General features: G+C 65.7%; 26 protein-coding genes. 15 read left to right on the forward strand and 11 right to left on the reverse strand.

What is annotated here, in order from left to right; translation table 11 throughout:
* Nucleotides 1-33: 33 nt before the first annotated feature.
* The 3 genes from accC to QOL68_RS02725 form a co-directional block, all read right to left on the reverse strand.
* On the reverse strand, nucleotides 34-1,392 hold the full coding sequence (gene accC / locus QOL68_RS02715; RefSeq protein ID WP_058454557.1) for an acetyl-CoA carboxylase biotin carboxylase subunit: 1,359 nt from the start codon (nucleotides 1,390-1,392) through the stop codon (nucleotides 34-36).
* Nucleotides 1,393-1,402: 10 nt separating this feature from the next.
* Nucleotides 1,403-1,888, reverse strand: a complete 486-nt coding sequence (accB, locus tag QOL68_RS02720) for an acetyl-CoA carboxylase biotin carboxyl carrier protein (RefSeq protein ID WP_058454556.1) — start codon at nucleotides 1,886-1,888, stop codon at nucleotides 1,403-1,405.
* A gap of 68 nt (nucleotides 1,889-1,956) precedes the next feature.
* Nucleotides 1,957-2,397 carry a type II 3-dehydroquinate dehydratase gene (locus QOL68_RS02725; protein ID WP_058454555.1) on the reverse strand — a complete coding sequence of 147 codons (441 nt, stop codon included), beginning with the start codon at nucleotides 2,395-2,397 and terminating at the stop codon, nucleotides 1,957-1,959.
* A gap of 81 nt (nucleotides 2,398-2,478) precedes the next feature.
* On the opposite strand from QOL68_RS02725, the gene thiS reads away from it, so the two are divergent.
* Nucleotides 2,479-2,682, forward strand: a complete 204-nt coding sequence (gene thiS, locus QOL68_RS18915) for a sulfur carrier protein ThiS (protein WP_349252314.1) — start codon at nucleotides 2,479-2,481, stop codon at nucleotides 2,680-2,682.
* Complete coding sequence (locus tag QOL68_RS02730; RefSeq protein WP_349252315.1) at nucleotides 2,679-3,449, forward strand: bifunctional sulfur carrier protein/thiazole synthase protein; 771 nt, start codon at nucleotides 2,679-2,681, stop codon at nucleotides 3,447-3,449. The genes thiS and QOL68_RS02730 overlap by 4 nt, the downstream gene beginning before the upstream one ends.
* Nucleotides 3,450-3,559: 110 nt before the next feature.
* Here the strand turns inward: QOL68_RS02730 and QOL68_RS02735 are convergent, their stop codons facing one another.
* On the reverse strand, nucleotides 3,560-4,951 hold the full coding sequence (locus tag QOL68_RS02735; protein ID WP_282948247.1) for a DUF1254 domain-containing protein: 1,392 nt from the start codon (nucleotides 4,949-4,951) through the stop codon (nucleotides 3,560-3,562).
* A gap of 126 nt (nucleotides 4,952-5,077) precedes the next feature.
* On the opposite strand from QOL68_RS02735, the gene QOL68_RS02740 reads away from it, so the two are divergent.
* Together QOL68_RS02740 and QOL68_RS02745 are read left to right on the forward strand one after the other, a co-directional pair.
* Nucleotides 5,078-5,797 (forward strand): Crp/Fnr family transcriptional regulator, encoded by a 720-nt coding sequence (locus QOL68_RS02740; RefSeq protein WP_282946711.1) that lies wholly within the window; start codon nucleotides 5,078-5,080, stop codon nucleotides 5,795-5,797.
* Nucleotides 5,798-5,910: 113 nt separating this feature from the next.
* Nucleotides 5,911-6,093: a CsbD family protein gene (locus tag QOL68_RS02745; RefSeq protein WP_282946713.1), complete on the forward strand. Its 183-nt coding sequence runs from the start codon at nucleotides 5,911-5,913 to the stop codon at nucleotides 6,091-6,093.
* A gap of 76 nt (nucleotides 6,094-6,169) precedes the next feature.
* Here QOL68_RS02745 and QOL68_RS02750 read toward each other — a convergent pair whose 3' ends face one another.
* From QOL68_RS02750 to QOL68_RS02765, 4 genes are all read right to left on the reverse strand, one after another.
* A complete protein-coding gene (locus QOL68_RS02750) occupies nucleotides 6,170-6,919 on the reverse strand; it encodes a hypothetical protein (RefSeq protein ID WP_282946715.1) in 750 nt (249 codons plus the stop codon).
* Nucleotides 6,920-7,005: 86 nt separating this feature from the next.
* Nucleotides 7,006-7,452, reverse strand: coding sequence for a DUF1330 domain-containing protein (locus tag QOL68_RS02755; RefSeq protein ID WP_282946717.1), 447 nt, complete (start codon nucleotides 7,450-7,452; stop codon nucleotides 7,006-7,008).
* Nucleotides 7,449-8,000, reverse strand: coding sequence for a GNAT family N-acetyltransferase (locus QOL68_RS02760; protein WP_282946719.1), 552 nt, complete (start codon nucleotides 7,998-8,000; stop codon nucleotides 7,449-7,451). The genes QOL68_RS02755 and QOL68_RS02760 overlap by 4 nt, the downstream gene beginning before the upstream one ends.
* A gap of 161 nt (nucleotides 8,001-8,161) precedes the next feature.
* Entirely contained in the window at nucleotides 8,162-8,560 is a 399-nt protein-coding gene (locus tag QOL68_RS02765; protein WP_282946721.1) for a glycine zipper 2TM domain-containing protein, read from the reverse strand.
* A 180-nt stretch (nucleotides 8,561-8,740) separates the two neighbouring features.
* Between QOL68_RS02765 and QOL68_RS02770 the strand changes: the two genes are divergently transcribed.
* Together QOL68_RS02770 and rarD are read left to right on the forward strand one after the other, a co-directional pair.
* Nucleotides 8,741-8,962, forward strand: a complete 222-nt coding sequence (locus QOL68_RS02770) for a hypothetical protein (protein WP_058454698.1) — start codon at nucleotides 8,741-8,743, stop codon at nucleotides 8,960-8,962.
* A 19-nt stretch (nucleotides 8,963-8,981) separates the two neighbouring features.
* On the forward strand, nucleotides 8,982-9,899 hold the full coding sequence (gene rarD / locus QOL68_RS02775; protein WP_282946724.1) for an EamA family transporter RarD: 918 nt from the start codon (nucleotides 8,982-8,984) through the stop codon (nucleotides 9,897-9,899).
* A gap of 134 nt (nucleotides 9,900-10,033) precedes the next feature.
* Here the strand turns inward: rarD and pyrC are convergent, their stop codons facing one another.
* The gene (gene pyrC / locus QOL68_RS02780) at nucleotides 10,034-11,056 is read right to left on the reverse strand and encodes a dihydroorotase (protein WP_282946726.1); all 1,023 of its coding nucleotides are present in this window, start codon (nucleotides 11,054-11,056) and stop codon (nucleotides 10,034-10,036) included.
* Nucleotides 11,057-11,115: 59 nt separating this feature from the next.
* On the opposite strand from pyrC, the gene ygfZ reads away from it, so the two are divergent.
* From ygfZ to QOL68_RS02800, 4 genes are read left to right on the forward strand one after another with little or no spacing between them, the layout of a single operon-like run.
* Nucleotides 11,116-11,844, forward strand: a complete 729-nt coding sequence (gene ygfZ, locus QOL68_RS02785; RefSeq protein ID WP_282946728.1) for a CAF17-like 4Fe-4S cluster assembly/insertion protein YgfZ — start codon at nucleotides 11,116-11,118, stop codon at nucleotides 11,842-11,844.
* Between the two features lie 11 nt (nucleotides 11,845-11,855).
* On the forward strand, nucleotides 11,856-12,467 hold the full coding sequence (locus QOL68_RS02790) for a hypothetical protein (RefSeq protein WP_282946730.1): 612 nt from the start codon (nucleotides 11,856-11,858) through the stop codon (nucleotides 12,465-12,467).
* 40 nt (nucleotides 12,468-12,507) lie between these two features.
* A complete protein-coding gene (locus QOL68_RS02795; protein ID WP_282946732.1) occupies nucleotides 12,508-13,053 on the forward strand; it encodes a retropepsin-like aspartic protease family protein in 546 nt (181 codons plus the stop codon).
* 53 nt (nucleotides 13,054-13,106) lie between these two features.
* On the forward strand, nucleotides 13,107-13,769 hold the full coding sequence (locus tag QOL68_RS02800; protein ID WP_282946734.1) for an MBL fold metallo-hydrolase: 663 nt from the start codon (nucleotides 13,107-13,109) through the stop codon (nucleotides 13,767-13,769).
* 5 nt (nucleotides 13,770-13,774) lie between these two features.
* Here QOL68_RS02800 and QOL68_RS02805 read toward each other — a convergent pair whose 3' ends face one another.
* A complete protein-coding gene (locus QOL68_RS02805; RefSeq protein ID WP_282946737.1) occupies nucleotides 13,775-14,212 on the reverse strand; it encodes an MAPEG family protein in 438 nt (145 codons plus the stop codon).
* A 429-nt stretch (nucleotides 14,213-14,641) separates the two neighbouring features.
* Here QOL68_RS02805 and rpmF point away from each other — a divergent pair, with 429 nt between their 5' ends.
* From rpmF to QOL68_RS02830, 5 genes are all read left to right on the forward strand, one after another.
* On the forward strand, nucleotides 14,642-14,818 hold the full coding sequence (gene rpmF / locus QOL68_RS02810) for a 50S ribosomal protein L32 (RefSeq protein WP_053553947.1): 177 nt from the start codon (nucleotides 14,642-14,644) through the stop codon (nucleotides 14,816-14,818).
* A 22-nt stretch (nucleotides 14,819-14,840) separates the two neighbouring features.
* The gene (plsX, locus tag QOL68_RS02815) at nucleotides 14,841-15,875 is read left to right on the forward strand and encodes a phosphate acyltransferase PlsX (protein WP_282946745.1); all 1,035 of its coding nucleotides are present in this window, start codon (nucleotides 14,841-14,843) and stop codon (nucleotides 15,873-15,875) included.
* Entirely contained in the window at nucleotides 15,872-16,837 is a 966-nt protein-coding gene (locus tag QOL68_RS02820; protein WP_282946747.1) for a beta-ketoacyl-ACP synthase III, read from the forward strand. The genes plsX and QOL68_RS02820 overlap by 4 nt, the downstream gene beginning before the upstream one ends.
* Nucleotides 16,838-17,014: 177 nt before the next feature.
* On the forward strand, nucleotides 17,015-17,308 hold the full coding sequence (locus QOL68_RS02825; RefSeq protein WP_058454537.1) for an integration host factor subunit alpha: 294 nt from the start codon (nucleotides 17,015-17,017) through the stop codon (nucleotides 17,306-17,308).
* A 14-nt stretch (nucleotides 17,309-17,322) separates the two neighbouring features.
* Entirely contained in the window at nucleotides 17,323-17,715 is a 393-nt protein-coding gene (locus QOL68_RS02830) for a MerR family transcriptional regulator (protein ID WP_204993236.1), read from the forward strand.
* A gap of 267 nt (nucleotides 17,716-17,982) precedes the next feature.
* On the opposite strand, the gene QOL68_RS02835 is transcribed toward QOL68_RS02830, so the two are convergent.
* The gene (locus tag QOL68_RS02835; RefSeq protein ID WP_204993235.1) at nucleotides 17,983-18,150 is read right to left on the reverse strand and encodes a hypothetical protein; all 168 of its coding nucleotides are present in this window, start codon (nucleotides 18,148-18,150) and stop codon (nucleotides 17,983-17,985) included.
* Nucleotides 18,151-18,218: the final 68 nt, after the last annotated feature.

The raw sequence follows: 18,218 nt of genomic DNA on the forward strand, positions 1-18,218 counted from the left end.
CGGATCAAGTCCGGCATGACGAAGCTATAGGGTTCAGGCCGTGCCTTCGTCCTGCTTCGCCAGCCATTCCTCGAGCCACTTGATCGTATAATCGCCGTGGATCACGTCGGAGTCGGCGAGCAGCGCCTGATGCAGCGGGATGTTCGTCTTGACCCCGGCGATCACCATTTCATCGAGCGCGCGGCGCATCCGCATCATGCAGCTTTCGCGGCTGCGGCCATAGACGATCAGCTTGCCGATCATGCTGTCGTAATAGGGCGGGATCGAATAGCCGGCGTAGAGCCCGCTATCGACGCGGACGTGCATCCCGCCCGCGGGATGATAAGCGGTGACCTTGCCCGGCGAGGGCAGGAATGTGCGTGGATCCTCGGCATTGATCCGGCATTCCATCGCATGACCGCGGAATTCGAGGTCTTCCTGTTTGACCGAAAGCCCGGCGCCGCCGGCGATGCGGATCTGTTCGCGGACGAGGTCGAAGCCGGTGATCATCTCGGTCACCGGATGCTCGACCTGAATGCGCGTGTTCATCTCGATGAAGAAGAACTCACCATTTTCCCACAGGAACTCGATCGTCCCGGCGCCGCGATAGCCCATCTTCGCCATCGCGTCGGCGCAGATGCCGCCCATGCGCGCGCGTTCCTCGGCCGAGATGATCGGCGAGGGAGCTTCCTCCAGCACCTTCTGGTGGCGGCGCTGGAGCGAGCAATCGCGTTCGCCGAGGTGGATGGCATTGCCCTGACCGTCGCCGAACACCTGGAATTCGATGTGGCGCGGGTTGCCGAGATATTTTTCCATATAGACGGTCGGGTCGCCGAAGGCTGCGGCCGCTTCGCTCGACGCCTGACCCATCAGGCTTTCCAGGCTGTCCTCGTCGGGAACGACCTTCATGCCGCGTCCGCCGCCGCCCGAGGCGGCCTTGATGAGGACGGGATAGCCGATTTCCTTGGCGAGCTTTTTTGTTTCCTCGCTGAAGGTCACCGCCCCCGGCGAACCCGGAACGACAGGAAGGCCGAGCGCAACCGCGGTGCGCTTCGCCTCGACCTTGTCGCCCATCGTCCGGATATGCTCGGGCTTCGGGCCGACGAAGATCATGTTATGCGCTTCGATGATCTCCGCGAACCGCTCGTTCTCGGAAAGGAAGCCGTAACCCGGATGGACCGCGTCGGCGCCGGTGATCTCCGCGGCCGAGATGATCGCCGGAATATTGAGATAGCTGTCCTTCGCCGCCGGGGGGCCGATGCATACCGCTTGGTCGGCAAGGCGAACGTGCATCGCGTCGGTGTCGGCGGTCGAATGGACCGCGACGGTCTTGATGCCCATTTCATGGCACGCGCGGTGGATGCGCAGCGCGATCTCGCCGCGGTTGGCGATCAGCAGTTTCTCGATAGCCATCGGGTGGGGCTCAGCCGATGGTGAACAGCGGCTGGTCGAACTCGACCGGCTGGCTGTTCTCGACATGCACGGCCTTCAGCGTGCCGGCGGCGGGCGCGACGATCGGGTTCATGACCTTCATCGCCTCGATGATCAGGATCGTGTCGCCGGCCTTAACCGCCGAGCCTACAGCTGCGAAATTCGCGGCACCGGGCTCGGGGGCCAGATAGACGGTGCCGACCATCGGCGACTTTACGGCATCGGCGAAAGTGTCGGCGGCGGGCGCTGCGGCTGCGGCAGCGGCGGCGGGCGCAGCCGGAGCGGCAGCAGCGGGCGCCGCGACGGGCGCGGGGGCATAAGCGACGGGTGCGGCGGCGGTCAGCGTGCGCGCGACGCGCACCTTGCGGTCGCCGTCCTCGACCTCGATTTCCGACAGCTGCGTGTCGTCGAGCAGTTCCGCGAGTGCGCGGACGAAAGCCGGATCGATGTTGATGCCGTGCTCTTTATGGTCACCCATGATGCAATTCCTGTTCTGTGGCATCGTGGTCCCGATGCCCTGACCCCTGTTTTTCTGGCGCCCTCTTGTCAGAGTCGTGCCGCCGCGTCCAGCGCGAGCGTATAGCTGTTCGCGCCATGGCCTGCAAAATGCGCTGCGGCGGCCATCCCGACATAGCTGATGTGGCGGAATTCCTCGCGCTTCATCGGGTCCGACAGATGGACCTCGATCACCGGCACCCTGATCGACTTGATCGCATCGTGAATCGCGATCGAGGTGTGGGTATAGCCGCCGGCGTTCAGCAGCACCGCCTTGGCGCCCGCGACATAGGCCTCGTGCAACCAGTCGATCAGCACGCCTTCATGGTTCGTCTGGCGGCATTCGAGCCGTAGCCCCAGTCCGGCCGCCTGCGTCTCCAGCCGCGCGTGGATGTCGTTCAGCGTGTCGTGCCCGTAGATCTCCGGCTCGCGCGTTCCGAGCAGGTTGAGGTTGGGGCCGGAGAGGACATAGACGGTCGGAAGTTCGGGCAAGAGACGGTCTTTCGGTTGCGACGCGATGCGCTCCCCCTATATGGGCTGCCAAGCAAAAGGCAAAGCAAGGCGGATTCCCCGGTGATATCGGTCATTCTCAACGGCGAACCCCGGCAGGTGCGCGAGGGCAGCATCGCCGACCTCGTCGCTTCGCTGGGGCTTGATGCGAAAAAGGTCGCGGTCGAGCGCAATCGCGCGATTGTGCCGCGCTCGACGCTGACCGACGTCGCGCTCGCCGAGGGCGACGCGCTGGAAATCGTTCATTTCGTAGGAGGCGGGTGTTGACCGACAGTTGGAGTGTTGCCGGACGGACGTTCACATCGCGGCTGATCGTCGGCACCGGCAAGTACAAGGATTTCGAGCAGAATGCTGCGGCGGTCGAGGCGTCGGGGGCCGAGATCGTCACCGTCGCGGTGCGCCGCGTGAATGTCTCGGACCCGACCGCGCCGATGCTGACCGATTTCATCGATCCGAAGAAGATCACCTACCTGCCGAACACCGCGGGCTGCTTCAACGCCGACGACGCGATCCGCACGCTGCGGCTGGCGCGCGAGGCCGGCGGCTGGGATCTGGTGAAGCTCGAGGTGCTCGGCGAGGCGAAGACGCTCTATCCGAACATGCGCGAGACGCTCGAGGCGACCGCAGTGCTCGCGAAAGAGGGTTTCCTGCCGATGGTCTATTGCGTCGACGATCCGATCGCCGCGAAGCAGCTTGAGGATGCGGGCGCGGTCGCGATCATGCCCTTGGGCGCGCCGATCGGGTCGGGGCTTGGCATCCAGAACCGCGTCACGATCCGCCTGATCGTCGAGGGCGCGTCGGTGCCCGTGCTCGTCGACGCGGGCGTGGGCACGGCGAGCGACGCCGCGGTGGCGATGGAACTCGGCTGCGACGGCGTGCTGATGAACACCGCGATCGCCGAGGCGAAAGACCCGGTCCGCATGGCGCGCGCGATGAAGCTGGCGGTCGAGGCAGGGCGCGATGCGTATCTCGCGGGGAGGATGGGGCTGCGCAAATATGCCGATCCGTCGAGCCCGCTGGCGGGATTGATCTGATAGCGCAAATCTAGCGGTGTGTCCCCGCGAAGGCGGGGATCCATCTCATGTCCGTGCAAAATAGCGCCTTCCGGAGATGGGCCCCTGCCTTCGCAGGGGCACAAGCTGGTTTAAGGCACCCGCTTCACCGGGGGCGGCGTCCAGCTTCCATCGGTCGCGCGGCGCTGAGGCAGATACAGCCGCAGGTTCATCGTGAACGGACCCGTTGGTGCGGGAAGCCAGTTGGCTTCCCGGTCGGCGCCGGGCGAGGCGTTCTGGATATAGAGGTCGAGCGAACCGTCGGGGTTGAACTTGAGTTTGTCGCGATCACCGATCGCGAAGCGATTGATCGGGTTGGCGACGAAAAACTGATCCTCGCCATACATCGTCAGCGACCAGAAGGCGTCGGCGGGCGGGATCTGGTCCTTCTCGAAATGCAGCACGTAGTTCGAGGCGCCTGTCAGCGGCTTGCCGTCGTCGCCGAGCACCGCCATCGGATAGACGGCTTCCTCGGGCGGAAGGGCGCCGAGCCCTGCAAAGCCGATGAAGGCGCGTGCCAGATAGTCGTTGCCATAGACACCGACGGCGCTGCCGATCGCGCCCCAGCCCGTACGGCCGATCCCCAGAGCCTTCCGTCGCGTGACAATACGCTGATACGCGTCGGCGGCGGCGCGGGTGAGTCCGCGCTGGACCGCGGGATCGGCCTTCGACAGATCGAAGCTCTGGCCCTGGACGATGCCGAGGCGTTCCATGCGCAAAACGATCGAATAGTCGCTGGCGTGCGGCGGGTTGCGCTTCACGAGCTCGGCGAAGGAGGCGAAGAAGGCCTGCGGCGCCATTTGCGCGACCTGCTGCACCGGCGGGGTCTTCATGTCGACCGATGCGTCAGCTGTTGGCGTGGCCGCTGCGACCTCGGGCTTGCCCCATTGCGACAGCGGCGTGGCCTTGAGCCCCGCCTGCAGGGTGTGGACATGGTCATAATCGGCGGCGCCATTGGTCTGGATGCGGCCGATGATCCAGCCCATCTCGGTCGGGCTGCGTATCATCCGCATGTCCTTCGGCAGCGCGCCTTTCCAGTTCGGACCGACGATCGCAGCGATGCCGCCGTCATTGCCCGTCGTGCGCGTGCCGAGCGTCGCGAAGACGTCGGTCCACATGTCCATCAGCGGAATGACATGATAGCGGCCCTGCGTGTTCGGCAAGGTGAGCACCAGCGGCTCCTTGCCAACATCGAACCACATCGAGGAATAAAGCGTGTCGGCGTTCGGTCGCACAACGTCCTTGAAGCTGGCGTCGGGGTAGGTCTTCATATGCCCGAACCGGTTGACCGGCGCGCGCATCCGGCCGGGCGCGCCGGTGTTGGTTGCAACGCGCCGCGTGGTTTCCATCAGCACCAGCGGATAAGCGTAGGTGTAGGCTTCGATACCGATGGTATAGGCTTCTTCTTCGGTGACGGGCGCCGCCGAAGCGGGACCGGACAGGAAGGCGGCGGCCATCGTCAACAGGGCAAGCAGGCTTTTCATCACGGAGCGACTCCTGAACAGGGACTGCCGCCCGTTAGATGCCGCGCTGCGTCCAGTCTGTCATCCTGCCGACAATCTGCTGGGAATTTTATCGCGCGAGCCTAAGGTCGCCGGGGGAGAAGGCCGATGGCGACGAAGGCGCATCCATGGTCGCAGGGCGAACGCGAAGCTGCGCTTCGCCGTTGCCCGCTCTTCGCGCGCTGGTCCGATGCACGGATCGCCGACCTCGCCGCCATGGCCCGCGCCGAATATTATCCGCGCGGCACCGAAATCTTCGCCCATGATCCCGAAAGGCGCGAGGCGTTCGTCATCGCCTCGGGCGAGGTCGAGGTCAGTCGCGGGTCGGCAGCGGGCAAGAAATTCGTGCTCGGCATCAACGGGGCGCCGCAAATCCTCGCGATCGTCCGGCTGCTTGCCGATCCGCCGATCCGCTATGACTATCGCGCCTATGAGGACAGCGTGCTGCTGCACCTGCCCGCCGATGGCCTTGCCGCGATCCTCGATGCCGAGCCGATATTGTGGCGCGACGTCGCCCTGCTGATGTGCGCGCGGCATGGCGACAGCCTGCGGCTGCTCGGCGATCATAATCTGGGATCGCTCGATCAGCGGATGGCGGCGACGCTCGTCGACCTGGCGCGCATCCACGGGATCGCGGGCGGGCAGGGGATCGAACTCGGCCTCCGCCTGCCGCAGGAACAACTCGGGGCGATGCTCGGCGTTACGCGGCAGAGCGTGAACAAGCTGCTCCGCGGTTTCGAGGCAGCGGGGCTGATCGCGATAGACTATAACCGCATCACGATCCGCGACCCGGCGGCGCTCGACGCGATCGCAGAAGGCGGCGACTGACTGGTTATCCTTTGTAAAGAACGCTTTGTCCCACGCCGCCGGAACATGGCGGCCCGCCCGTCGGTTCTACCTGCGAGAGGCTGCTCCCGCCTCTTCGAGCAAGGAGAACCCCCGTGGGTGAACTGACAGACAAAACCAAGGGCTTGGCCAACGAAGCGGTCGGCAACACCAAGCAAGCGATCGGCAAGGCGACCGGCAACGAACGCCTGCGCGCCGAAGGCGAAATGCAGGAGCGCAAGGGCGAGGCCCAGAATCTGAAGGGCAAGGTCAAAGGCGCGCTCGGCGACAAGATCTGACATTCTTCGTCGCAGATGAAAAAGACCCCGGGGTCCCTCTCCCCGGGGTCTTTTCATTTTGTTTCCGGGATGGGAATCAGGTGCCGCCCGACGCGACGAGGTCGACGTCGGTCATGCCGCCGTCGCGGCGCAGCATCACGACATAGGCAAGGTCGCCCTTCGTACCGCCGAGCATATGCTCGTTGCCGCGCACGCGGTGATCGCTGGTATAACCCGCTCGGATCGCCATCGTATGGTAATAGTCGAGCACGCCCTGGATCGAGGCCGCGGTCTGGAAATTCACGACGCGGATGTTACACTTGCCGCCGTCGACCCCCGCCGCCTCGCGCAGCGTCGCGCGCGGATAGAGCTTGAACGCGGCGGGCAGGCGATCGGCCCACTGGTTGCCATAGGTGAGCTTGGCATCGCAGCTGCCCTTTTGCTGGTCGCGCGCGAGCGCGCCGATCGTAACCGGACGCTTGGCGTCGCAGTCGGCGCCGCAATTTTCCTCGAACGCCAGCGCCTTGGGCGCCTGTAGCAACTTGCCGGCTTTCAGCGCGGCGGCGGCCTCGGCGGCGGTCGCCGCCTTGCCCGCCGTGACACCCGGCGCGCCGCCATCGACCGGCCGGTTGCCCGGACCCGCGGCGTTGCGGTTCGCCTGACCCGTCAGCTTCGGGTCGACCATGATCTTGTCTTCGAGCGCACCCTTCACCGCCGGGTCGGCGTCGGTCAGCCCGTCGTCGAGCGGCTTGAGGTCGGCCTTGGCATCCGGATTGTCACGGCACCCCGCGAGCGGTGCCGTCGCGATCAGCAGGCCGGCGACCAGCCATTTTCCGCGCACCATCATAGCTAACACTCCCTTAATATCCCCTTGGGAATGCCCGATCCTGGTTAAAAAGGCTCAAATAAAATGCGTTAATGCGTAACCCTTTGTTATCCGAAAACTGTGCCGGAGCGAGACGGAAGCAGTCCCGGCGCGGTGCGGATCAGCCGCGACGTTTCGACCGCGGCCTGCCGGTGGACCACCGCCTGACGATAGACGGGATCGGTGACCATCTCCATGAAGGCGCCGCTGTTCGGATATTCGGCGACGAACATCGCGTCCCATTTCTCGCCCTCGGGGCCGATCAGCATCGCCTCCATCGATCCGCGCCATACGATGCTGCCGCCAACGCGCTGGAACACCGCGCCGCTGTCTCGACCATAGTTGGCATAGGCCTCGGCACCGCTCAGGCCCTTGCCCGCAAGCGGGTGATCCGCAGGGTAAGTCGCCTCGTCCTTGAAGCGGACGAGGTTCAGCATGTGGATTTTCGTGTCGCGCGGCAGCGCCTTGAAGGCATCGAACTGCGCGCGTTCGGGGTCGACATGCTTGTCGCTCATGGCTGGAACTCCTTGCGTTTAACGCGCCAGGCGTCGGCGCTCTGCGTCCAGGCGTCGACGGGCGCCTGTTCGAACGGCGCGGGGAGGCGTGTCGGTCCGCTGTTCGTTGCGCCGAGGCGAATTGCCAGCGCCTGCGACCGGACATTCGCGGGGTCGATGCTGTGCATGAGCTCCGGCCATTTGAGGAATTCGACCGCGAAGTCGCACGCCGCGACAGCGCCCTCGAAGGCATAGCCCTTGCCGGCGAATTTGGCGCGGACGCCGTAGGCGATCTCGGGTGCGGGCCAGCCGTCGGGCTCCCATGGGCCGAGGCGCCCGACCCATTCGCCGCTGTCGCGCTCGATCACCGAAAACATCGAAAAGCCTCGGATGTGCCACGCGCCCGCCAGCGTGCACCACTGCCGCCACGCGGTCGAGCGCGGGCAGGTGCCGCCGATGAAGCGCATCGTGGTTTCTTCGGTGCACATTTCGGCGAAGCCGTCGAAATCCTCCGGCGCGGGCGGACGGAGGATCAGCCGCTCGGTCACGAGCAGGGGGCCGTTCAGCATCTAGTCTCTCCCGCTGCAGTCGGAGACGCTTTTGCGGGAAGACGAGGGGAACGGCAAGAGGATGCGCTTGAGGGCGCCGGCGATTAACCGGCGCCCTCTCCATCACGGGGTGCAGGTGGAGGGGTCTCGGACCCACACCCGCGACGGGTCAGCGATTTCGTTTAGCGGCAGCGATATTTGTCGCGGTCGATCTCGCGGCCGAGCAGCGCGCCGCCCGCGGCGCCGAGCACCGTGCCGAGCAGCTTGTCGCCATTGCCCGCGATCTCGTGACCCGCCAGACCGCCGACGGCGCCGCCGATCAGCAGGCCGGTCGTGCCGTTATCCTTCTTGCAGCGATAGCGGCCGTCGCTGCCACGCCAGATGCGCGTGTCGCCGTTGATGCGCTGGTCGCGCGAGGCGTAATAGCGGCGATCCTTCTTGCGATAGAAATTCGCGCCTTCGTCGGCCTTGCTATAGCGCTGCGCCGGGACCGCGCTCGACAGACCGGCATAGGCCGGGGCGGTGCCGACGACACTCGCGGCAACGAACACCCCCATCAGGCCCTTGGTCAGAATACGCATCTTTTTTCCTTTCCTGGTTTCGACGCCTCCTTCCCGCCAGGGACCGGGCGCTTCGAGGGGAAGAACGAGCAGGGCCCACCGGGCGTTGCATGAACGGCAGGCAACAAGACGAAGCGAGCCTGACCGTCGATGAACCGAAACTGGCTTGAAGGGTGGCATGAGGCGTGCGACAGTGCCCACATGCTCAATATCGCCTCGCTCGTCATCGGCGTCATCGCGCTGGTTTTGGCCGTTTTTGCCTTCATCCCGCTGCTTGGCTGGGCGAACTGGGTGATCGTGCCTTTTGCGGTCGTCGGCCTCGCGCTCGGCGCCATGTCGGACCGTACCGCGGGGCGGAACCTCAATATCGTCGTCATCGTCATCGGCATCGTCCGGCTGATGCTTGGCGGCGGCCTCATCTGATCCAGGGCGGCGGCGCGTCATGAACAAGGCACCAGCCCCCGCGGGGAGCCACGAAGGCGGGCTGCCCTACGCGCTCGCGGCCTATGGCATCTGGGGCTTCGTCCCGCTCTTCTTCAAGCTGCTGAGCAGCGTCCCGCCGGTCGAGGTGCTCGCGCAGCGCATCGTCTGGTCGCTGCCGCTCTGTTTCCTGATCATGGCGTTCCGGCGGCAGATCGGCGAGTATCTGGCGGTGCTGCGCGACTGGAAGGTGCTGCGGCTGCTGCTCGCGAGTTCGGTGCTGATCGCGATCAACTGGCTCGTCTATATCTATGCGATCTTTACCGACCATGTGCTCGCGGCGAGCCTCGGCTATTATCTCAATCCGCTGGTCAATGTGATGCTGGGAATGGTCTTTCTGGGTGAGCGACTGTCGCGGATGCAGATGCTGGCGGTTGTCATCGCCGGGGTCGGGGTCGCGATCCTGCTCGCGGGCGCGCTCGACACGCTGTGGATCAGCCTGACGCTCGCGCTGACATTCGGCATCTATGGGCTGCTGCGCAAGGTTGCGCCGGTGGGATCGCTGCCCGGCCTGTCGGTGGAGACCACGGCGCTGTTGCTTCCTTCGCTTGCTGTCGCCGGCTATTATCTCGCGGCTGGCGACGGGCGCGGCTTCGGATCGGAAAATTCGATCAGTCTGCTGCTGATGGCGGGCGGGGTGGTGACCGCGGTGCCGCTGCTGCTCTTTGCGACCGCAGCGCGGAGGATGAGCTATGCCGCGCTGGGCTTCGTCCAGTATATGGCGCCGACGATCCAGTTCCTGCTCAGCCTGTTCGTCTTCGACGAACCGCTGAAGCCGGTGCAGCTCGCCTGTTTCCTGCTGATCTGGGTCAGCATCGCGGTGTTCAGTTTCGACATGTGGCGCAAGATGCGTGCCGACCGGATGATCGAAATCGCCTGAGGAAATTCCTCCCTGCGGCGCAGCCGTGGGGAGGGGGGCCGCTCGCGGAGCGAGTGGTGGAGGGGCGGCGTTCAAGCCCCTCCGTCAGCCCTGCGGGCTGCCACCTCCCCATCGCTGCGCGACAGGGAGGATCGTCAAACCAACCGCCAGCCCAGAGTTTCGCCCGCGTGGAAGGGCACGACTTCGCCGATCTTGTCCGGAACGCTGCTCTCGCCACGTTCGAGCGTGATCGTGCCGCCATTCAATGGCAAGCCATAGAAGTTCGGGCCATGCTCACTGGCGAAACCCTCGAACTTGTCGAGCGCCCCTTCCTCGTCGAACACCGCGACATAGCTTTCGAGTGCGTAGGGCGCGTTGAAAATGCCGGCGCAGCCGCAGGCTGCTTCCTTGGTGTGCACCGCGTGCGGCGCGCTGTCGGTGCCGAGGAAGAATTTGGGTGAGCCCGACACCGCGGCGGCGCGAACCGCGAGCCGGTGCTGTTCGCGCTTCGCGACGGGCAGGCAATAGGCGTGCGGGCGGATGCCGCCGACGAGCATCGCGTTGCGATTGATGTGAAGATGCTGCGGCGTGATCGTTGCGCCGACGTTGGCGGGCGCGCCCTTGACGAAATCGACCGCCTCCGAGGTGGTGATATGCTCGAAGACGATCTTGAGCCCGGGCAACCGCGTCACCAGCGGCGCGAGCGTGCGGTCGATGAACACCGCCTCGCGGTCGAAGATGTCGACGTCATGGTCGGTGACTTCGCCGTGGATCAGGAGCGGCATGCCGATCTCGGCCATGCGTTCGAGGACGCCCATGATGTTCGCGACGTCGGTGACGCCGTGCGCGCTGCCCGTGGTCGCGTGCGCGGGGTAGAGCTTCGCCGCGGTAAACACCCCCGCAGCATGGCCGCGCGCCATCTCGTCGGCGTCGCTGCTGTCGGTCAGATAGGCGACGATCAGCGGCGTGAAGTCATATTCGGCCGGAACGGCGGCGCGGATGCGGTCGCGATAGGCTTCGCCCTCGCTCGCGGTCGTCACCGGCGGCGACAGGTTCGGCATGATGATCGCGCGCGCGAACTGGCGCGCGGTATAGCGCGCGACATGCTCGAGCATCGCGCCGTCGCGAAGGTGGACATGCCAGTCGTCGGGGCGGCGGATCGTCAGGCGGTCGGTCATCGGGAGACTCACGAGCAAGTGGGGCTTGGCTTTGGCTGGGGCGTCCCTAGATTATCGGCATGGCCAATACCACCCTCAACGACCGCGCCCTCATTCGTCTTTCGGGCGAGGATGTCCGGGGCTTTCTGCAGGGACTCGTCACCAACGATGTCTCGGGCAATCTGCCTGTCTGGACGGCGCTGCTGACCCCGCAGGGGAAAGTGCTGTTCGATTTCCTGATCTGGGGCGACGAAGGCGACGTGCTGATCGACTGTGAGGCCGACGCCGCGGAAGCGCTAGCGAAGCGGTTAACCCTCTATCGCTTGCGCCGCGCGATCACGATCGGGCGCGAGGAAGGGCTTGCCGTGCATTGGGCGAAGGAAGGCGACCTTGGCGTCGTCGATCCGCGCCTTTCCGATCTCGGCCAGCGTTGGCTGGCGCCCGCCGACGAGGGCAAGGGCGCCGATGCCGCATGGAAGGCGCATCGCCTGTCGCTCGGTGTCACCGAAGGGCGCGCCGAACTCGGTGACGGGACGACGCTCTGGCTCGAATGCAATGCCGCCGAGCTGAATGGCGTCAGCTTCACCAAGGGCTGCTATGTCGGGCAGGAAAATACCGCGCGGATGAACTGGCGGCAAAAGGTCAATCGCCGCCTTGTCGTTGTGCCGGTTGCCGAAGCCGACGAAAAGCGGCAGGTCGTGGCCTGGCCCAACCTCGGCTGGTCGGTCGAGCATCGCCGGGTCGAGGCGATCGCTCCGGCCGCCGCGCCTTACTGGATGCGCGAGGCCTTGACCGCGGCCGGCTCATGACAGGTACAGGCATGCGTGCTAATCTCCCCGCCATGCGCGCCCTGCTGATCCCGTCGGCGCTTGTCGCCGCCTTCATCGCCACGCCGGCCGCCGCGGAAAGCGGCTGTGCGGCTCCTGCCGTCGCCGACTCCACCCCGCTGATCCCGATCGAACCCGAAGCTGCCGCCGAGCCCGCGCCCCTGGCTCCGCTCGCGCCGGATTCGCCGTGGCGCGCGCGCTTCGAGGCGGCGGCGGATGACCTGCTCCCCACGCTCCGTTTGGGCGACTGGCAGCCGCTCTTCGGCGGTCGCTGGCTCGGCGAGGCCGACCGGCAGGCGACCGCGACGCTGCTCGCCGACAAATGCGCGGCCTTCGCCCCGCTCCTCGCCTCCGGCAATCCGCTCGAGCGCCGCATCTTCGGCTGGACCGTTCCCGCGAGCTATTCGCTCGCCGATCGCGCGGAGATCGCCGCGCGGCCGGAGGCCGAGGCGCTGGTCTGCTGGTCGGCGGCGGGCGGGAGGAGCTGGCCTGCCACCGCTGCCGAGGCCGACAATAGCGCCGGGCGGCCTTACGCCTGTGCGCGCATCGCCTATTCGATCCGCGGCGGCGTGCCGAGTTGGCGTGCATTTGTCGAGCGCGGCTGATTTAACCAATCCCCAACCTTGATCTGCGAGAAGCGCGCCCATGTTGGGGCGCTTCATCACCTTCGCGGTCATCGTCACCGCGGGCGCGGTCGGAATGGTGGGCTTCGCCGACGGGCCTCCCGTCGCGGCGCCCGCATCCAGCCAAGGCGACCAGAGCAATTTCACGACGCAGGCGCGCGGGCGTAGCAGCTGGTCGTCGGCCTCCGTCGCTGCATCGCCATCGGGCGAGGCGCGTCTTACCCGGGCGCCCGACTCGCATTTCTATGCCGATGTCGAGATCGACGGGCGGCAGGTTCGCATGATGGTGGATAGCGGCGCGTCGATGATTGCGCTGACCCGCCGCGACGCCGAGGCGGTCGGGATCGACGTCGACCGGCTGCCGGTTGGCGGCATGGCGCAGACTGCAGGCGGGCAGGTGCCGATGCGCATCACTATGCTGCGCAGCGTCGAGGTCGACGGCATCGAGGTTCGCGGGGTGCAGGCGGCGGTGATCGACGCCGACATGGGGGTCTCGCTGCTCGGCCAGAGCTATTTGGCGAAATTGGGCAAGGTGAATGTCGAGGGCGACACGATGACGCTGCGATAGGCGCGGAACCTCGCGGACTTGCCATCTTCGTCGCATTTCCCCACATCGGGGACATGAATGCTCCCAATCCTCCGCTCAAGGCCGCCATCGTCCCGGTTACCGCCTTCCAGCAGAATTGCACCCTGCTCTGGTGCACCGAAACCAACAAGGGCGCGCTCGTCGATCCCGGCGGCGATCTGCCCAAGCTGCGCGAGGCGATCCGCCAGACGGGGGTCGAGATCGAGAAGATTCTCGTCACCCACGGCCATATGGACCATTGCGGGCAGGCCGGTGTGTTCGCGAAGGAGCTTGGCGTGCCGGTCGAGGGGCCGCATGAGGACGACCGCTTCTGGATCGAGGGCCTGGCGACCGCAGGCGAACGCTTCGGCATGGAGGGCGAGCCGTTCGAGCCCGACCGCTGGCTGGTCGACGGCGACAAGGTGACCGTCGGCAATCTCGAGATCGACGTCATCCATTGCCCCGGCCACACGCCGGGCCATGTCGTCTTCTATCACCGCCCGTCGAAGCTCGCGATCGTCGGCGACGTGCTGTTCCAGGGCTCGATCGGCCGCACCGACTTTCCGCGCGGCAATCATCAGCAACTGCTCGATTCGATCACCAAAAAGCTGTGGCCGCTCGGCGGCGACACCATCTTCCTGCCCGGCCATGGCGCGCACAGCAGCTTCGCGCAGGAGCGGCGCACCAACCCCTATGTCAGCGACGCCGCGCTCGCCTGACCGGCCTACTTCGGTGCGACGGCCTCGGTCTCGACCATCTTGGTCGTGATGTTCGTCGGCGTCAGATAGACGATCGTCAGCGCCGTGATCGCGAGGCCGAGCTGCGTCAGCATCGTTATGATCGTCCCGACCATGCGGCCCCACATCATCCCGTCCATGCCGAGCGCGTGGAGAATCCGTCCCACCAGATAGAGCGCGCCGACGCCCCACAGCCACATCGAGGAGCCCGCGCCGAGTTCGACGAGTGCGAGCAGGATCAGCACGAAGGCGGTGTTTTCGACGAAATTGCTGTGCGCGCGCATCCGCCTTGTTACCGCTTCGCTTCCACCGTCGCCGATAAAGACCTTTTCCTTGGTCCGCACGCGTCCCACGCGCACGCTGAGCCACAGGTTGAGCAAGGCCGCCCCCGCGGCGATCGTCAGGCTGATCGGCAAGATAATCATGATGGCTTCCCCCTTGTCGTTGGCCGGTATTCCGGCGGTGACGAAGCTGTGGCATCGCGGGCGGGGGAGGGCAAGGGGCGCCTGTATCGCTTCGTCATCCCGGACTTGATCCGGGATCCACGGCGGCGCTGAGGGCACGGACCCCGGATCAAGTCGCCCGAGCCGCGCGTCTCGTTCGAGGGTGACGAAGAAAGGGTCTTGATTCCGTATCGCCTCGGGGGTTGCCTTTGCGGGCAAAAACGCTATAGCCGCGCCCGATCCGGCACCCGACACCAACAGGCGTTGAGGCACCCTCCGGCGGACGTTTTTCTGTCTCTTATCAGGCGGAAACGACCCTCGCACGGCGGGCGGGCCAGTCATTCCCGGCAACGGGGGCGACATGTCCGGGTTCGCCGATTCGTATAAACAGTTCAGAATGCAGGATATAAAATGGCCGTTCCCAAGCGAAAAACCTCGCCCTCGAAGCGCGGTATGCGTCGTAGCCACGACAGCCTGAAGGTCGAAGCCTTTCAGGAATGCCCGAACTGCGGCGAGCTGAAGCGCCCGCACAATCTTTGCAACGCCTGCGGTCACTACAATGGCCGCGAAGTGGTGGCTGGCGCCTAAGACCTAGCCGGAGAGCGTTCGGATGAGCCTCACACCGCGAATCGCGATCGATGCGATGGGCGGTGACGTCGGCGTGCGCATGATGCTCGCCGGCGCCGCTATGGCGCGCCACAAGCACGATGGCCTGCGCTTTATCCTCGTCGGCGACGAGGGACAGATCAAGGCCGCGCTCGAAAACCACCCGAACCTGCGCGCCGCGTCGGATATCATCCACACCGATGGTGTCGTGACCGGCGAGGACAAGCCCAGCCAGGCGATCCGCAAGGCGAAGAGCACCTCGATGGGGCTCGCGATCGACGCGGTGAAGCGCGGCGACGCCGGTGGCGCGGTGTCGGCGGGTAATACCGGCGCGCTGATGGCGATGGCCAAGCTCGCGCTGCGTACGATGCCGGGGATCGACCGCCCTGCGCTCGCGGCGCTGCTCCCGACGCTTGGCGACAACGACGTCGTCATGCTCGACCTGGGCGCGAACACCGAATGCGACGCCAATAATCTTGTGCAGTTCGCGGTCATGGGCGCTGCCTACGCGCGTACCGCGATGGGGCTCGAACGCCCGCGCGTAGCGCTGCTCAACATCGGTACCGAGGAGCTCAAGGGCACCGACGAGATCCGCGATGCCGCAGCGCTGCTGCGCGAGGCCCACGGGCTGCCGATGCAGTTCACCGGCTTCATCGAGGGCGACAAGCTGTCGCGCGGCGACGTCGACGTCATCGTCCACGATGGTTTCTCGGGCAATATCGCGCTGAAGACGATCGAGGGGACGGCGCGCTTCGTCACCGACCTCCTGCGCCGCGCCTTCACCTCGTCGACGCGCTCGAAGATCGGCTTCCTGATCTCGCGCCCGGCGACCGAGTTGCTGCGTCATCACCTTGATCCGAACAACCACAATGGCGCCGTGTTCCTCGGCCTCAATGGCGTCGTGCTCAAGAGCCACGGCAGCGCCGACGCCAAGGGGGTCGCGAACTGTGTCCATCTTTGCGCCGAGCTGATCGAAAAGGACATTACGCGTCAGGTGACCGAGGATCTCGCGAATTTCCGCCGCGGCGACGCCGCATGACGATCCGCGCCATTCTGGCCGGTACCGGCTCCGCCCTGCCGCGCACGCGCGTTTCGAACGCCGAACTTGCAGAGCGCGTCGACACCAGCGACGAATGGATCGTCGAGCGCACCGGCATCCGCTTTCGCCATATCGCCGAACCCGACGAGACGACCGCGACGCTCGGCGCCGATGCGGCGAAGCAGGCGCTGGCGGCCGCCGGGCTCCAGCCCGCGGACATCGGCCTCATCATTGTTGCAACCGCGACCCCCGACAACACCTTCCCGGCGAGCGCCACGAAGGTGCAGGCGATCCTCGGCGCGCCCGACTGCATCGCTTTCGACGTCGCCGCGGTCTGCTCGGGCTTCCTCTACGCCGTATCGGTCGCCGACTCGATGCTGCGGACCGGCGCCGCGAAACATGCGCTCGTCATCGGCAGCGAAACCTTCAGCCGTATCCTCGACTGGGAAGACCGGACGACCTGCGTGCTATTCGGCGACGGCGCGGGCGCGGTCGTGCTCTCGGCCGAGGGCGTCGAGGACGATCGCGGCATATTGGCGACGCGCCTCCACGCGGAGGGCAAATATACCGACATGCTCTATGTCGACGGCGGTCCGTCGACCACGGGCACCGTCGGCCACGTCCGGATGCAGGGCCGCGAGGTATTCCGCCATGCCGTCACCAACCTCGCCGCTGTGCTGGGCGAGGTGCTGGAGGATGTCGGACTCTCGGCGCACGACATCGACTGGGTCGTCCCGCACCAGGCGAACAAGCGGATCATCGATGCGACCGCGAAGAAACTCGGCCTTCCTGCCGAGCGCGTGGTGCTGACCGTCGATCAGCACGCGAACACCTCGGCCGCTTCGGTTCCGCTCGCGCTCGACCTCGCGGTGCGCGACGGGCGGATCAAGCGCGGCGACCTTGTCGTCCTCGAAGCGATGGGCGGCGGCTTTACCTGGGGCGCGGCGATCCTGCGCGTCTGACGGCACCCGACGGGCGAGTCGGGCTTCGGAACACACCCGTCGCATCAACTCTTCGCTCCATCCATTTCAGTTTGGCGGATTTATTCGCTTTTGTTACATATGCGTCCGGGACTCGTGATGGTGGGGGCCTTCCGGGAACCTTTGTTTGCATTTGCTTCAGGAGGGGAAGGGAACATCATGACAGCCGGGACACTTACGCGGGCGGACATCGCGGCGAAGATAAACCAGCAGATCGGTCTGTCGCGCAACGAATCGGCCGCGATCGTCGAATCGATTCTCGATCACATGTCGGATGCGCTGGCGGGCGGACAGAATGTGAAGATTTCGGGCTTCGGCACCTTCGTTCTGCGCGACAAGGCGCAGCGGATCGGCCGCAATCCCAAGACCGGCATCGAGGTGCCGATCCTGCCGCGGCGGGTGATGACCTTCCGCGCCAGCCAGACGATGCGTGCGCGCGTTGCCGGTAAATAAGCCGGGCGCCGCCTATGGCTGATTTCGAGACCGAAACCGCTGGCAAGGCATCGGGTGCGATGCTTGCCATCGGCGAACTCGCGGACCGCATTGGCGTTCCGACGCATGTGCTCCGCTATTGGGAAACGCGCTTCCCGCAGCTTCGCCCGCTCCAGCGGTCGGGACGGCGGCGCTATTACCGCGCAGAGGACGTCGCGCTTGCCGAGCGCATCCATCATCTGTTGCACGAGAAGGGCTTTACCGTCGAGGGCGCGCGCAAGGCGCTGTCGGAGACGGGCGGGGCAGTGCGCGCCGAACCGGTTTCGCCGACTGTTGCCATTCCCGTCGCGCCGACAGCGGCTGGCGACGGCATCCCGGTCGAAGCCCTGATCGCGCTACGTCAACGGCTCGCCGCCGCGCTGGGCTGAAGCGCGCGGCGGCTATCGACCGGAAGTGGGCGTGACGCCCAACCTAATCCGTTCGCATCGAGCGAAGTCGAGATGCCCCTCGGGCTAGGCGCAAGGCTGCCGGGTGTCTCGACTTCGCTCGACACGAACGGAAATAGGGGACGGTCTGGAATCCACCCCAAAGCCGACATCCCAATGGTGGCGCCCGAGCGCGAGGCGCAATCTAGGGCGCGGTAGCGAAACGCTGTGGGTCATCTTCGCTGGTTGCGGCGCGCCATTTTCGCGTGACTATTCGCTCGCCTGCTCTGCCCGCTTCAGCTTGCGCGCCTTCTGCTCGTGCTTGACCGCGGCCTCGCGCAGGCGGCGCGCGAGGAAGGGATCGTCGGATGCGTTCGCCTTCAGCCGCGCGACCCGCGCAAGCTGCTCATAATAGATCGAATCGCGAATCTGGTCCATTCGGGGACAGGTATCACGATGCTGTCACAAAGGGTCTAACGCAATTCCGCCGCTTTTATCCCGATTCG

It is taken from the genome of Sphingopyxis sp. Geo25 (assembly GCF_949769135.1).
Classification (GTDB): Bacteria; Pseudomonadota; Alphaproteobacteria; order Sphingomonadales; family Sphingomonadaceae; genus Sphingopyxis.